Annotated in this window: 12 protein-coding genes; 5 read left to right on the top strand and 7 right to left on the bottom strand. The window is 51.2% G+C overall.

From position 1 onward, the window contains the following. Positions 1-185 precede the first annotated feature (185 nt). On the bottom strand, positions 186-767 hold the full coding sequence (locus tag KK083_RS11625) for an RNA polymerase sigma factor (RefSeq protein WP_254163399.1): 582 nt from the start codon (positions 765-767) through the stop codon (positions 186-188). A 462-nt stretch (positions 768-1,229) separates the two neighbouring features. Between KK083_RS11625 and KK083_RS11620 the strand changes: the two genes are divergently transcribed. Then, entirely contained in the window at positions 1,230-2,945 is a 1,716-nt protein-coding gene (locus KK083_RS11620) for a M3 family oligoendopeptidase (RefSeq protein ID WP_254163398.1), read from the top strand. A gap of 2 nt (positions 2,946-2,947) precedes the next feature. Here KK083_RS11620 and KK083_RS11615 read toward each other — a convergent pair whose 3' ends face one another. The 4 genes from KK083_RS11615 to KK083_RS11600 all read right to left on the bottom strand — a co-directional run bounded on the left by KK083_RS11615 (position 2,948) and on the right by KK083_RS11600 (position 9,022). Continuing rightward, positions 2,948-3,292 (bottom strand): hypothetical protein, encoded by a 345-nt coding sequence (locus KK083_RS11615; RefSeq protein ID WP_254163397.1) that lies wholly within the window; start codon positions 3,290-3,292, stop codon positions 2,948-2,950. Positions 3,293-3,307: 15 nt separating this feature from the next. Then, positions 3,308-7,786 carry a T9SS type A sorting domain-containing protein gene (locus tag KK083_RS11610; protein WP_254163396.1) on the bottom strand — a complete coding sequence of 1,493 codons (4,479 nt, stop codon included), beginning with the start codon at positions 7,784-7,786 and terminating at the stop codon, positions 3,308-3,310. A gap of 148 nt (positions 7,787-7,934) precedes the next feature. Then, positions 7,935-8,390 (bottom strand): MarR family winged helix-turn-helix transcriptional regulator, encoded by a 456-nt coding sequence (locus KK083_RS11605; RefSeq protein WP_254163395.1) that lies wholly within the window; start codon positions 8,388-8,390, stop codon positions 7,935-7,937. 53 nt (positions 8,391-8,443) lie between these two features. Continuing rightward, the gene (locus KK083_RS11600; protein WP_254163394.1) at positions 8,444-9,022 is read right to left on the bottom strand and encodes a YceI family protein; all 579 of its coding nucleotides are present in this window, start codon (positions 9,020-9,022) and stop codon (positions 8,444-8,446) included. Between the two features lie 319 nt (positions 9,023-9,341). Here KK083_RS11600 and KK083_RS11595 point away from each other — a divergent pair, with 319 nt between their 5' ends. Together KK083_RS11595 and KK083_RS11590 are read left to right on the top strand one after the other, a co-directional pair. Next, a complete protein-coding gene (locus tag KK083_RS11595) occupies positions 9,342-9,548 on the top strand; it encodes a hypothetical protein (RefSeq protein WP_254163393.1) in 207 nt (68 codons plus the stop codon). A gap of 2 nt (positions 9,549-9,550) precedes the next feature. Further along, a complete protein-coding gene (locus KK083_RS11590) occupies positions 9,551-9,982 on the top strand; it encodes a hypothetical protein (RefSeq protein WP_254163392.1) in 432 nt (143 codons plus the stop codon). Here KK083_RS11590 and KK083_RS11585 read toward each other — a convergent pair. Beyond that, on the bottom strand, positions 9,967-10,680 hold the full coding sequence (locus KK083_RS11585) for a tRNA1(Val) (adenine(37)-N6)-methyltransferase (protein ID WP_254163391.1): 714 nt from the start codon (positions 10,678-10,680) through the stop codon (positions 9,967-9,969). The two genes, KK083_RS11590 and KK083_RS11585, sit on opposite strands and share 16 nt — an antisense overlap. A gap of 169 nt (positions 10,681-10,849) precedes the next feature. On the opposite strand from KK083_RS11585, the gene KK083_RS11580 reads away from it, so the two are divergent. Both KK083_RS11580 and KK083_RS11575 read left to right on the top strand, forming a co-directional pair. After that, positions 10,850-11,839 (top strand): Gfo/Idh/MocA family protein, encoded by a 990-nt coding sequence (locus tag KK083_RS11580; protein WP_254163390.1) that lies wholly within the window; start codon positions 10,850-10,852, stop codon positions 11,837-11,839. A 219-nt stretch (positions 11,840-12,058) separates the two neighbouring features. Further along, the gene (locus KK083_RS11575; RefSeq protein ID WP_254163389.1) at positions 12,059-12,574 is read left to right on the top strand and encodes a cupin domain-containing protein; all 516 of its coding nucleotides are present in this window, start codon (positions 12,059-12,061) and stop codon (positions 12,572-12,574) included. A gap of 155 nt (positions 12,575-12,729) precedes the next feature. Here KK083_RS11575 and KK083_RS11570 read toward each other — a convergent pair whose 3' ends face one another. Then, entirely contained in the window at positions 12,730-14,112 is a 1,383-nt protein-coding gene (locus tag KK083_RS11570) for a serine hydrolase domain-containing protein (RefSeq protein ID WP_254163388.1), read from the bottom strand. Positions 14,113-14,171 lie beyond the last annotated feature (59 nt).

Below are 14,171 nucleotides of genomic sequence, written 5' to 3'. Positions count from 1 at the left end.
GGGTAGGAGTAAGGAGTAGTGGTGATGAAAAAAAAGTCCATAGCCGATGGTCCATAGTCCATAGCCGGCCGGTGTGGCGTATTCGATTGAGAGTACTATAAGGTGTCCGGGAGTCTGACAGTTATACACGTCCTGCCACGGACCATTGACTATGGACCTGTTTGGTCGATAGAACGAATTTGTGACTACAAGCCCAGCGAAAGAAAAACAATTCCAATTTGCAGTACGTGTGCGAATTGTGATTTGAGTGTTCGGAGAGCCTGCTGCATGTGGGTTTTAACGGTGAGGCGGGAGATCTTCAGGCGCTGGGCTACTTCTTCGTAACGCAGACCTTCCTGGTGACACAGGCTGTATACCAGGCGCTGCTGCGGAGGCAGGTGACTGATGGCGCGGTTCAGCAGTTGCTGATAGTCGCGGTGGATCACCGTTTCTTCGGTGTCGGAATGTTTGTCTGCGAATTCGCGTTGTAAAGTATGCTTTGCTTTTTCTTCGATGGAGAGTCGCTTCAGGGTATTGAAAGCAAGATTCCTTGTGATTGTATAGAGATAACCGTTGAAGTTATCGACAGCCGCAAGCGATGCACGGTTGATCCATATTTTCAGGAATACTTCCTGCACCATTTCTTCAGCAGTTTCCTGCGAACGGGTGAGTCTGAAAGAAAAAGAATAAACCCTGTCTGAGAAGGCGTGGAAGATCAGGCGAAAAGCATGCGCATCGTTTTTTGAAAGGCGGTCCAAAAGATTTTTAATGTCCTTGAGTTCCTGCATTCAAAATTTGCTTAGGTGGTTGCTGATGATAACCTAAACTTAATGAAAAGGAAACAAGGATGCAAAAAAAGGAGCCAGGAGTCAGGAGTAAGGAGTCAGGAGCGCTCGAATGAAATGTGAAGTGATGTTGTAACATTGTTCTTCGGCTCACTGTTTTCAGGGATGCGTAGTAGTAGGCAGTAGGCGATAGCAGTGGGCAAAATCATTCCGATTACTATCGGGAACAATTGATTGATAGAAAACAGAAGGTGCAATCGTAGCCCCACTAATCGTACCTCGTACCTCTTACCTCTTACCTCTACCTCGTACCTGAAATAGCAAATGCGGTGGACCGGAGCCGGGACGAATGAATTAAGGCGGACCTTAACCGGCAACTGGAAACCGGCAACTGGCAACCATTTTAACCGTTTGTGAAGTCCGCTTCATTTTAGGTATTTTGCCATAACGATAATTTATGATACTATGACTGATGTAATCGATATCCCCAAACGCCCCGTCCGTAAGTTCCTGCCGGCAAACTTTGCCGTGACCTCGTGGGAGGTACTGAAACCCTATTTTGACGACCTGCTGGCCAGGAAAATAGAATCGCTGGAGAGCCTCCGGAAGTGGTTCCTGGACAGAAGTGAGCTGGAATCGGTTATCTCCGAAGATCTTGCCTGGCGGTACATCCGCATGACCTGCTACACCGAGAACCAGGATTACCTGAAAGCGTACCAGGACTTCATTCAGAACATACAGCCGCAGATAGCACCGGTCTCCGATCAGCTGAACAAGAAAGCGGCTGCAGTGCCCGCTATCAATGACCTGGCAAAAGAAGAAGGATACGATATACTGATCCGCAACCTTAAAAAGGATATTGAGATCTTCCGCGAAGAGAACGTTCCCCTGTTCACCGAGATCAGCACACAATCGCAAAAGTACGCCCAGATCTCCGGCGCGATGACCGTCAATATCGATGGCAAGGAGATGACCCTGCAGCAGGCTTCGGTATTGCTGATGTCTACCGATAGGAAAAAACGCGAGGAAGTATACCACAAGATCACAGAACGCCGGCTTCAGGATAAAGATGCGCTCGACGATCTCTTCACCCAGCTTATCAAGCTGCGCCATCAGGTTGCCGTGAATGCGGGTTTTAAAAATTTCCGCGACTACATGTTCAAGGCATTGGGCCGGTTCGATTATACACCGCAGGACTGTTTCAATTTTCATGAGGCCATTCAGCACGAAGTAGTGCCGCTGCTGAATGAGTTTGCGAAAGAGCGGAAGAAGCTGCTCAAGGTTGATTCGCTGCGTCCCTGGGATAAAGCGGTTGATCCTGAAGGTCGCGAAGCGCTGAAACCTTTCACCAATGGGAAAGAGCTCACGGAAAAAACGATCGAGGTGTTTCACCGCCTCGACAAATACCTGGGACAATGCCTGTCTGTGATGCAGGCCATGGGACACCTCGACCTCGAATCGCGCATTGGGAAAGCTCCCGGCGGATACAATTATCCACTGGCCGAGATCGGCGTGCCCTTTATTTTTATGAATGCTACGTCAACCCTTCGCGACATGGTAACCATCATGCACGAAGGTGGTCACGCGATCCATAACTTTTTAACGAGAGAGCTGGCGTTGAACGATTTCAAGTCTACGCCTTCAGAAGTGGCCGAGCTCGCTTCCATGTCTATGGAACTGATCTCCATGGATCACTGGAATGTTTTCTTCACCAATCCCGCAGAGCTGCAGCGCGCCAAACGTGAGCACCTCGAAGATAGCATCGAAACGTTACCCTGGGTGGCTACCATCGACAAGTTCCAGCACTGGATTTACGAAAACCCCGAGCACACACCGGCGCAAAGAAAGGAAGCCTGGAACCGGATCTTCGATCAGTTTGCAGACACACAGACTGACTGGTCGGGACTGCAGGTTGCCAAAGATTACCTCTGGCAAAAACAGCTTCACCTGTATGAGGTGCCGTTCTATTATATCGAATACGGTATGGCACAGCTTGGCGCGATTGCCGTGTGGCGCAATTTCAGGAACGATCCCGCCAAGGGGCTGCAGGGATATCAGAACGCTTTGAAGCTGGGCTACCTCCGTTCCATCCCGGAGATCTACAAGGCTGCCAATATCAAATTTGATTTCAGCAGGAACTACATCAAAGAGCTTATCAGCTTTGTAAGAAAAGAACTTTAAGGTCACTGCTTTTTGACCTGCACAAGCTCATAAGAAGACCTGGAGGCATCAGCTTCCAGGTTTTCTTTGAGATAGCCCCGTACCTTTTCACCGGTACGGAGCTTAATGTCTTTTGTTATTCGTACAGGCATCTGCTGCCCTGCGGCCGGAACATTGATGATACCCTGGCCGGAGCCGACAACTTCCTCGATCTTTAACGTGGCATAGTTGCCCGATACCGTTGTGACGCTGCCGATCACAACAACGTTACCGGGTGGAATTTGTGTGCTGTCGCTTGCAGGTCTGATCTGCGCGCAAGCATACTGGCATACAATGATGAAAACAAGTAACAGTCGGCAGCTTTTCATACGACTGTGGTTCCTCTATTCTTTAACGAGTTTCAGCGTCTGATGGTGGATCAGCTGCTTTGCTTTCACCAGATAGATGCCTGATGGATAGCTGGATGCATCAACCTCCACCACAATGTTGCTTTGTGTTTTGGCCAAGAACACCCGTTCACCTTTTAACCCCAGGATCTCCATCTCTACCTCATCCTCAAAAGGCGAGGCGATCATGATATTGAATTTATCACGTGATGGATTGGGCCATGCGTCGATCACGAACGGTGTAGCAGTCTCCAGCATCTCATCGTCGCCCGCAAAACGTGCGTAGGCAACGTCATGCCCTGTGCCGGTACACCTGGTCTTGGTTGAACCCTTCATATCGATGTGAGGAATGTAGAAATCATCGCGCCAGGTGATGATCGCGGTGTTGGATCCCTTCACTGTACTGGTCGTGAAATAAGATTCGCCGGGAGGTGCCGTGTAGTTTCCACGTTGCGATGTTTTGTGTAGTCCCCATTCCACTTCGATATCAAAAGGGTTGGGATTGGTAATTCTCCATCGACGCACAACGTCCGGGTTATCGGAGCATACGGCAGCAAGCTTCAGGTTCTTCACCGGCGCAACGATCACCACGTTTGAGTTTGCCGATTCGCCGCCCGCATTTACTGCGCGCAGCCTGTATTTGTAAGATCGTTTAAAGTGTGTGCCCCATACAACGTAGTGGTCGCCTTCCACAACCCTGGCTTCGAAGCCTGGCAGGAAGGTTGCAAAATCATCGGCCGATACATCGAGCTCATAGTGGTTTGCGCCGGTCACAGATGTCCAGTTGGCAACAAAAAACGTGGGAAGCACGAAGGTGGCAAGCCCTGCTACGGGTGCGTCTGGGATCACCGCTGTGCTGGCGACATTGGAATAGGCCGAGGTATCGCTGATGCCGATGGCAGCAACGCGGTAATAATAGGTGAGCGTGGGATCGAAGAGATCGGTGTCGGAGTAGGTTGTTTTGCTGGGGCCAACCGTGGTCCGTTTGGCAAAGGTCGTTCCGTTGGTAGAACGTTCGATGAGGTATGCCATCTCCGTTGTTGCGTTGTCATTCCAGCTCAGGTTAAACCGGGTGTCGCTGCTGTATAAAGCAACGAGGTTGCTGGGCGCTGCGGGAGCTGCCACCGTGCCTTTGCCATAGATCGTGAACAACATGTCGGTGGGTACTCCGCCGAACGCTACGGACTGTGCCGTCCAGTTGATAGCGCCAACGCCGAAGAGGTTGGCCGCATCCCTGAACTGGCCTTGTGTGCCGTTCACGGTGGTGGTTGTTCGCCAGAACCATTGCCGGCTGCTGACAAAAGCCAGCTCTGCGTAAACCGAGATCCAGTATTTTCCTGCTGTCAGGGATACGGGCGCAGGCAGCACCAGGTCGAGGTTAGCATTGGCCGTGCCGGAGGCGGGCACCAGCGCAGGACTCACATATACTTCATGGCCGGGAACACCAAGGGTATCTTTGTAGATGACCACCCGGATGGCATTCAACACCGGTGTTCCATTGACGCCGCCCGGAGTTACTACCCGCTCGATGGACCATGTATCGCCTGCCGCCACGGTAAAGTCATCGGCACTTTGGGCCAGCGCATTTCCGAAGTTGGTGAAGAGCTGTGAGGGACGCGAGCCTGCCGGGGCCGTATTCTGATCGTAGAGAATGTATTCGATGTCGCGCACGGTGATAGTGAACGGTTCGCTGATCGATTCTCCTGCAGCACTCGCAATGATGCCGATGGTGCCTCTGCCCAGGGAAGAAGATGGGTAGGAGAGCGTGAGCAGGTTTCCGTTGAGCGATGCCGTGATCAACGAGGGGTTTGTATTGATCAGCGAATAGGCGATGGCGTCGCCGTCGCTGTCATGGAACACGTTGCTGATGTCAATGATGGTATTGGGGCTGCCGGCAAACACTTCAAAATCGTCGATGGGATTGATCACATGTAACGTCGGCTGCGGTAGTGGGGTCACTTCAAACCTGGCGCTGTAAAGGCCGTTGCCATGGGTGGCTACCGCAGCCAGTCCGTCTTCGCGCGTTTTGATCATCGGGATCACCACATTACCGATACCGTCAACGTCTTCCTGTGTCCACACCGTTGAAGCGCCATTCAGCGCAACCGTTGAGTAAAGTCCCGTGCTTGTGCCCACGTAGTAGCGATCGCTGTTTCCTTCAATGGCCAGCCAACGAACGGATGGGCCGCTGCCTACGGGTGTGGCATTCTCCTCGAGGTTGGCGCTGATATCGGTCCAGGTGGTTCCACCATCAGCGGAGTAAAAGATGCTTCTCACGTTGTAGTTGGAGTAAACAGCAAAAACGCGGTCGGCGTTGGCCGGGTCAACGGCAATGCAGCTCACATTGCCCACAGGCAACCCTTTGCCGGTAGCAATGTCGGTTTTGGGCTGATCGCCTATGTTGGCGTTATCGATGCGGAAGATCAGTCCGTTGTTGGTGCCATAATACAAACGGTTCGCCGGCATTCTTGATACCGCCAGCGCGCTGATGGAGTGGCCTGCGGGTACCTGTGAGTTGGCGAGGTTGTTCCAGTTCACCGAAGTGGTTGCGTTGCTGAAGACGGGGATCCCGTCAAGGTTGTCGTTGCGCCACATTCTTGCGCCGGCCGGCATGTACATCACGTTGTCGTTGTTGGGGTCGAGCACAAAAGGCGCTACGAAAGCGAACCCTGTTGCACCTGTGGGGGTGACCCGTGTGAATGAGACATAATCGTCGCCCGCATCGTCAGGGGAGAGGTAGTTGAGCCGGTAAACATTTCCGCCCTGTGAAGACACGTAGCGGGTAATGCTGCCGTCGGCAAACGCGTTGTAGGAGCCATCGCCCGAAAATGCGTCTGACCATGGCGTTGTGAGGTTCGACGAGCTGGTGAACCACGTGCTGTTATCCTGGAACCCGGACATCAGCTGGTCACCGGTTCCCTGCGGATCGAAAGACAAGGTGTAGGGTTGCGTGGTCAGGTATCCGTTGTTGCGCGAGGTCCAGGGCACTGGCAGCACACCCGGGTTCGTGGCGAGTATGTCATCCGTATATTGGATGCCGCCATCATTGCCGGAGAGTGCCCGGGAAGGATTTGAAGGATAGAACACCAGTGCATGCTGGTCGGGGTGCTGGTTGGGATACATGCTCACGTTGTTGGCCGGCGAATATCCGCCAACCCATGCCATGCCTGTGCGGGAAGTAAATCCGTTCGGCGACCGGTAAAGATTCGTTGCACCGAGAAAGACAATGTTGGGGTTGCTCGGATGCACTTTGATCAGCATGTTGTATCCGCCCTGCGTATTGAGGTTGCCCACGCTTCCGCCGAAAGCGGGAATGTTGGCCGTGAGGTTCGTCCAGGGCGTTGCAGCGCCGTGCGTATAACGCCACAGGAAGCCGGAGCTCGCGTTGTCTGCAAAAACGTAAATGATATTCTCATCAGAAGGTGTATAGCCCAGCACGGTCCTTCCATACGTGGCAGGGAAGGTGGCCGGTGTGATGTTGGTCCAGGTAACGCCGTCAGTGGACCGGTGGATACCTTTGTTGGGGATGCCACCGCTGTCAAAAGTTACATAGATGACGCCACCGGGTGTGATCATCACGTCGGTCCAGGTATCGAAATCGCCGGCGATGACCTCGGTGAATGAACCACCGCCATCCGTAGACCGGTGAATGCCCCAGAAAGTAGCGGCATAAAGGTCGCCCGTAGCAGGATGGATGGCGAGGTTAAAAATGATATCGTAACGACTGTTGGCTTGTGGCCTGTTGTCTGCTGTGAACGGTAGCAAGCTCCAGCTTCTGGCACCATCAACGGATTTATAAATGCCATTGCCGCCAAAGAAGGCGCCGCCACCCGAAGCCGAGTTGCCGATGCGCTCACCCGTGGCGTAATACCAGATGTTTCTGAAACCGGGACGCGGATCCTGTACCACCGCAGTGACGCTCTGGATCTCGTTCGAGCCTGTGGTCTTGAACCATGTGAGACCACCGTCTTCAGAACGCCACATGCCGCCCGAAACACCTCCGGCAACAATGATGTTCTCATTGTCAAGGTCTATGGCCAGCGCGCGCGTACGTCCGCCAACATTGAACGGACCTCTGGGCCTCCAGTCTTCAACAACCCGGGCGTTTTTACGTCCTGCCTTATTTCCGAGCGATTCATTGAGACGCTGGGCGAACGCAAGCTCCCGTTCCCTGATCCCTTCCGGAATCACCCCGGTAGCAGGGTCTTTCAATAATTCGATTTCATAAAGTCTTCGCAGCAAGGCGTTGTCACCCACAGGTTCGGGCTTGCCTTGTGCCTGCCTGAGCTGTTTGTCATAGATGTTTGCAAGTTTGCGAAGATTGTTGTGACCTGTTACTTGTTGCGTGGCCTGAGGTTCTGTTGCTTCAGTTTTGAGACCAGGTTGCTGGGCACGTATGGCGAGGGGCAAAAACAGTGAGAGAAAGATGAAAAGCAAGACTCTGCTTCCCACCCGAAAGCGTAAAGATCTTTTCATGAATAGTTAGGTTAATAACTCAATCTAATGAAAAAAAGGCAGAATTGCTTAGCCAGGACGTTATTATAATTTACGATTACCGATTTTAGATCAACAATTGGAAGGCATTGATTGTAAATCTGATCCCGGTCGGCTATCGGCACGGAGATTATCGCACGCCTCTCGATTTATCGAGCAGCTCGCTGAGTTGGTGAGCTTCATCGTCTGAAAGCGCCAGAACGTTATCGATATGCCTTTGATGTTTGTCGATCTCTTTCAGGAGGTCGAGGCCCTGCTGCGTGATGAAGACGTCGAAGGCGCGTTTGTCTTTGGTGCAGGCTTGTTTGGTGAGCAAATTTTTGGTAGCCAAACGGTCGAGCAAACGTGACACGTCTGAGTTCTGATCCAGGAGCCTGGTCTTGATGTTGGTGGCTGAGATGCTGTTGGGATGCTGTCCCTTCAGAATGCGGAGGATGTTGAACTGCTGCCCTGTGATGCCATACGTTTTAAAGAAACCCTGGTGTTTGTTCTGAAGCCAGTTGGCAGTGTAAATAAGATTGATCACCGCTTTCTGATGCGGGCTTCTGAATTTCTTCTGCTGGATCTCCTCTTCGATTCGTTTCATGGGGCAGCGTGTGAAAAATAAAGCCCCGGCCAGTCGCCAGGGCTTTTAAGATCTTAAGCTTTTTTGTCGAGCTCTATCTTTGCTACAACGTCAACTTTGTCACTTACCACAGCCTCACCTGAAGCAAGTTTGTTGTTCCAGGTCAATCCAAAATCCTGGCGGTTGATCTGACCATTCAGCTTGAAGCCTGCTTTGATACCTTTGCCCGTGTTGATGCTGCCACCATAGGTAACATCGAACTCAACAGGTTTGGTCACACCTTTCAGCGTCAGGTCGCCTTTCAGCTTGTACTTGCCGCCAGCCTTCTCCAGTTTACCTTTGAAGGAAATGTCAGGAAACTTTTCAGCTTCGAAGAAATCGGGAGACTTTAGGTGACCATCTCTTCTTTCATTGTCAGTGTCGATGGAAGCAGTCTTGGCTGAGAAGGTCACTTCAGCGCCATTAAAGTCTTCCGCTTTGCTGATAACCGATCCTTCAAAATCTTTAAAGTTGCCTTCTACTTCAGAGACTGCCATGTGTGTCACGTTAAAGCCTACCTTGGAGTGGTTCTTATCCACAGTCCAGGTAGTTTGGGCCACAGCGCCGCCTGCCACAAGCAGGAGCATCATTACAAGTGCGTTCAATTTTTTCATAATACGAATTGGTTTCATTTGGTAGTACAAGATAACACCGGAATCAAAGTATATGTTATAACAAATAAATATTTTCTTGTAACAGTTTGAGGGACAGAGAAAAAAAGAAATAAGGAGCCAGGAGTCAGGAGGCGGTTCTTTCAGATAAGCGTGCGTCAGGTTTTAGCTTACCTGTTTAAAGCAGTGGCGGGCAGCGAGGCGAATGTTTAGACTCCACTTTTAAAAATAGACTCTGTAAAAAGATAGCGTTTGATTTGCTCGGTAAGTTTTAAATCAGGAGCTTCATGTAGTAATATTATTCATTTAAATTTTTGATTGTATGATTACTTTGCCCTCTCTTGATCATTCAGTATTACCCCCTCGTATCAAGTTCACAGAATTCAAAACATCCATTACTAAAGAGATGGATGCTGAAGAGTTTCTGCAGTTCGTTTCTGAGCACAAAGACCGGATCATCTCCAGCCGTCTTATTCTTCCCAAACTTGGGTCAAACGGTTTTGGTAAGTTCATTGTTGAGTTCGAATAACGATGGATGAGTCAGGCAAGGTCCCTAAGCGACTTCCTGAGAACGTTATCGACAGACTGGTAAAAACACAGTACCAAAAAGCCTTAAATGAAGCTGAGCAGATCAAGCTTAGGATCAGAAATTCTGATCACCAGGCAGATTATGCGAAAAGGCTTTTGGAGTATCAGGCTCAGATAATCACCAATCGACCGGAAGAGCATAGAAAGACTGTTACCCGATACGCGTATGTAACAGTGATGATCCTATTTGTTTTTTTGGGATTCATTACAACGTGTCTTTATATCGGCAAGGAAGAATTTATACGGTATTTCCTGCAGATCGTCAGTTACATTGTTGTCTCAGCTTTTTCGTTCTATTTTGGTAGAAAGACAGGAGGCAGAAAAGATAATGGCGTTAAGGAAGCAGAGGTCGTCGATTCTCAGCTCTTCAAATAAAAGTCACGTGTAAGCCTGCGATAATCTTCAGACCATTCCTCACCTTGATCGTGAAGGATCAGGGATTCGTCTTTTACATCCGCGGCCTGACGACTGAACTCCAGCAGCAATCGCTCCACGGGTTTATGGGCGCGGGATCTGAACTCCATGCGCCTGACTATGTGCAGTCCATGATCTTTTGCGCTGCCTGTAAATTGCAATGCTTCCTGGTAGGGAAGGATCACAGCCAGCCTGCCCGTTGGCGCCAGCAGGCGTGAGGCAGCGCTGAGCAGCTCATCGAAAGACAACTCATGGGTATGCCGGGCCTGGCTTCGTTTTTTTTCAGGAGGTTTCCAGCTGTTGATGAAATAAGGTGGGTTGCTGATCACCAGGTCGTATTGGTGCGAAGGCGAAAATTTTTGGATCGCCGTATGGTGTACGCTGATCCTTGAAGCCCATGGTGATTGCAACACATTTTGCAATGCCTGCTCACGATCCTCTTTTTCGATCTCCACTGCATCGATGAGAACAGGTTCGGCAGTACGCTGCGCCATCATGAGGGCGATCACCCCGGTGCCGGTACCAACATCAAGGATGTATCGCGCATTGCTGACGTCCGCCCACGCGCCCAGCAGCACACCATCGGTCCCGATCTTGTGCGTGCTGCGGTCATGCGCAACGCTGAATTGTTTGAATTGAAAGGTGCCCTTGCGTCTCATGCGTTGAGTAGTCCACAGTCCACGGTCCACGGTCCACAGCAGGGCAGTGTGAGGTTACCAATCGTACTTCGTACCCAGTATCTCGTACTTTCAAACAAAGTGGTGGGTAAATTTGTCAATTGTTTTATATTGTCAATTGTCAATTGTTTAACAAGATTCGTCATTTTTTATGAGCAAAAAAATCAGGTGGGGTATTCTCGGATGTGGCAAGATCGCCAACAAGTTTGCAGCAGACCTCCGGCACGTTGAAAATGCCGAGCTGGTGGCGGTGGCTTCACGCGATCACGCCAAGTCCCGGGCATTTGGCGAAAAGTATGGCGCCAGGTTATTCTTCGATCGTTATGAGGCATTGGCTTCGTCCATGGAAGTGGATGTGATCTACGTCGCTACACCGCACGGCATTCATCACAGCCATGTGATGTTGTGTCTGCAGCATAGAAAGGCAGTGCTGTGTGAGAAAGCCTTCGCGCTCAATACACGTGAGCTCAGTGAGATGGTGGCGTTGGCTCGCAAGCAGAAGGTATTTATGATGGAAGCATTCTGGACCAAGTTTTTACCACAATACGATGAGGCCATGCGGATGATCCGGGAAGGAGTGGTCGGTGAGGTGAAGCTGATCCAGGCAGATTTTGGATTCAAGGCACCGGACCCGGCACCGCAGCGTTTATACGATCCGGCGCTTGGCGGAGGCTCGCTGCTGGACATTGGTATATACCCGGTATTCATGGCGCTGTCTGTGCTGGGCAAACCCGAAGAGATCCAGGCCATGGTTACTCCTTACAGCACCGGTGTTGATGAACAGTGCGCCATCATCATGAAGTTCGCCAACGGTGCGCTGGCGGTGCTCTCGTCAACGTTCGCGTCAGAAACCCCTGTGGAAGCGATGATCGCCGGTACGAAGGGGAGGATCCACATGCGCAACCGCTTTCACAATGCGCAGGGTACCCTGGAGGTTGTCACCGGCAAAGATGTGGTAACAAGTATAGAAGTGCCCCGCGAAGATGCTTTCGGTTACCAGTTCGAAGCGCGCCACGTAGGCGATTGCTTGCAGAAAGGCCTCACGGAAAGCCCCGTAATGAGCCTCGACGACTCCCTCGCATTGATGGAGACGCTTGATAAGATCAGGAAGATTGCCGGGATTAGATACAATGTCGACTGATTATGAAGAGTCCACTGTCCACAGTCGACAGTCCACGGTAATACCGTTTACAGGCATTAAACATACTTTGCATACGTGTGAATAATGCGAATAGGATCGTTCTTCAGCACCTCACGGCTGTGGACCGTGGACCGTCGACTGTGGACTTTTTGCCTACCGCTTACTTTTTTTTTGCCTGCTGCATACTGTTTCGCATATTGCGGCCGAAATTTTTAATCCATGAGCAAACTTCCTTCCCTCACCGGTGAAAAACCCGCTGTATTTCAATCTGTTCAGCAATACCTTGATACATTGGGATTGTCTGTTGTGTCAAAAGATATGAACAGGCCCTGGGGAGGTTTTTTTGTACTGGACGAAACGCAGGCCGAAAAATTCGGTGCATTGTTCTTTCCGGGCATTGCGCTCGATACACTGAAGATAGGAGGAAAGCTTAGTCCCAAGATCCTGATGGTGCAGCCTGACAAGCGGCTGTCGTGGCAGTATCACTTCCGGAGAGCGGAGATCTGGAAACTTGTTGCCGGCACTGCAGGCGTGGTGACCAGTGAAACAGACCAGGAAGGTGCCGTGAAGAAACTTTCGATCGGTGAGATCATCCGCCTGAACCAGGGCCAGCGCCACCGTCTCGTGGGCCTCGATGGCTGGGGAATGGTAGCAGAGATCTGGCAGCATACGGACCCCACCAATCCTTCGAACGAGGATGATATTGTTCGACTGCAGGATGACTTCGGCAGATAAATTGCAGTTGACAATTGACAAATGGGCAGTAGACAAAGACCCAGCGCAGGATTTGCCTGGGCATGTTGTCAATTGAAGTGAAGGGGAATCGTGACGATTTCTCCTATCTATTGTCAATTGCTCCCGATAACATCGGGGTTGTCAACTGTCAACTATTACTTCACCGCTTCCACAATTCCGGCGAGAAACTTGTTGTCGTCAAGGTAATCTCCCTGCGAGAGGCTCAGCTTCACTATTACCAGATTTTCAGACGGGATCACAAACACGTTCTGGCCTTCGAAGCCATCGGCCCAGTAGAGGTCTGCGGGGGCATCGGGATAATAACGGTTCTTCGGATTGCCGGGAGCGCCGGCGTTGAGCCAGAACTGTGCGCCGTACTGGCCGCGGTCTGCACCTTTGGCTGGTGTGGTCGTATACTTCACCCATCCTTCCGGTAAGATCCTTTCGTTGTTCCAGACTCCGTCATGGAGGTACAACAATCCGAACCGGGCCCAGTCTCTTGCTGTGCCGAACGAATAAGACGAACCCACAAATGTTCCACCCGCGTCAGGCTCAATAGTGGTGTTATACATCCCGATCCTGTAAAAGAGCTGTTCATACGGGAATTTGTAATAACCTTCGTCGCCAATGGTCTCACGCACGATCCGCGAGATGATGTTGGTGGTACCGCTGGAATAATAAAAAACTTCCCCTGGCTTCATCGCTGCTTTTGCTTCGGCAGCGTACAGGCCCATGTCTTTTTTCTTGAACAGCATGTTGGTGGCGCCGCTGGGTCCGCCGTAATTTTCTTCCCAGCTCAGTCCGCTGCTGGCGTGCATCAGGTCGTTCAGGGTGATGTTCTTCCTTTCGTCCGTCCATGTCTTCACTGTTGCAGGGGCATCGATGTTGAGCTTGCCCTGTTTCACCAGGATGCCCACCAGCGCGTTGGTGATGCTTTTGGTCATCGACCAGCCAATGAGCTTCGAGGTGGCGGAAAATCCCGGAGCATAACGTTCGGCAACGATCTTGCCATTGTGCACAACGATGACGGCCCGTGTTCTGCGAAGCTTTTGAGGGCCGGGTTCTGAAAAAGCGCTGTCCATCACCTGGGCGAGCTTTTCGTTATCGATGCCTGTTGCTATCGTATCGTTGACAAGATTTCCCATGGGCCATGCCAGTGTATCCTGGTTGGCAGGAGGGGCCCCGGGGAGGTTGACTTTCTGGCTGCGGAGCTCTTCTTCGCTCATCTCCACCACCAGCGAGCAGCCGAGCCCTTTGCGGTAGACCGCCTTTCGTTTGGCCAGCCCGAAAACACTTCCGGTGGCGGAAGAATCCTGGTAATTTGCCTCGAAGCTTCCCAGCCTGAGCGGAAAACCACCCAGCTCGTTTTTGATCACGTCTTCAGGGGCTCTTCCGGCCAGCATCACGCACGAGCACATATTTTTGGCTCCGTAACCGCTGATGATGGGAAATGCCTGCCACGCATAATACAATGCATAGCTGACGACCAGCAGTACGATGGCGAGCAGTGACCTCTTGATGATCCTTTTAATATTCATGGAGGAGATGGGATTTATAGCGGACTTAAAGATATTTAAACGATGATGAAGTTTGCAAT

Origin of the sequence: Chryseosolibacter histidinae (assembly GCF_018598225.1) — a bacterium.
In the GTDB taxonomy this organism is placed as follows: domain Bacteria; phylum Bacteroidota; class Bacteroidia; order Cytophagales; family Cyclobacteriaceae; genus Chryseosolibacter; species Chryseosolibacter histidini.
Note: the sequence above shows the minus strand (reverse complement) of the source record. Positions and strands in the feature narration are given on the sequence as shown.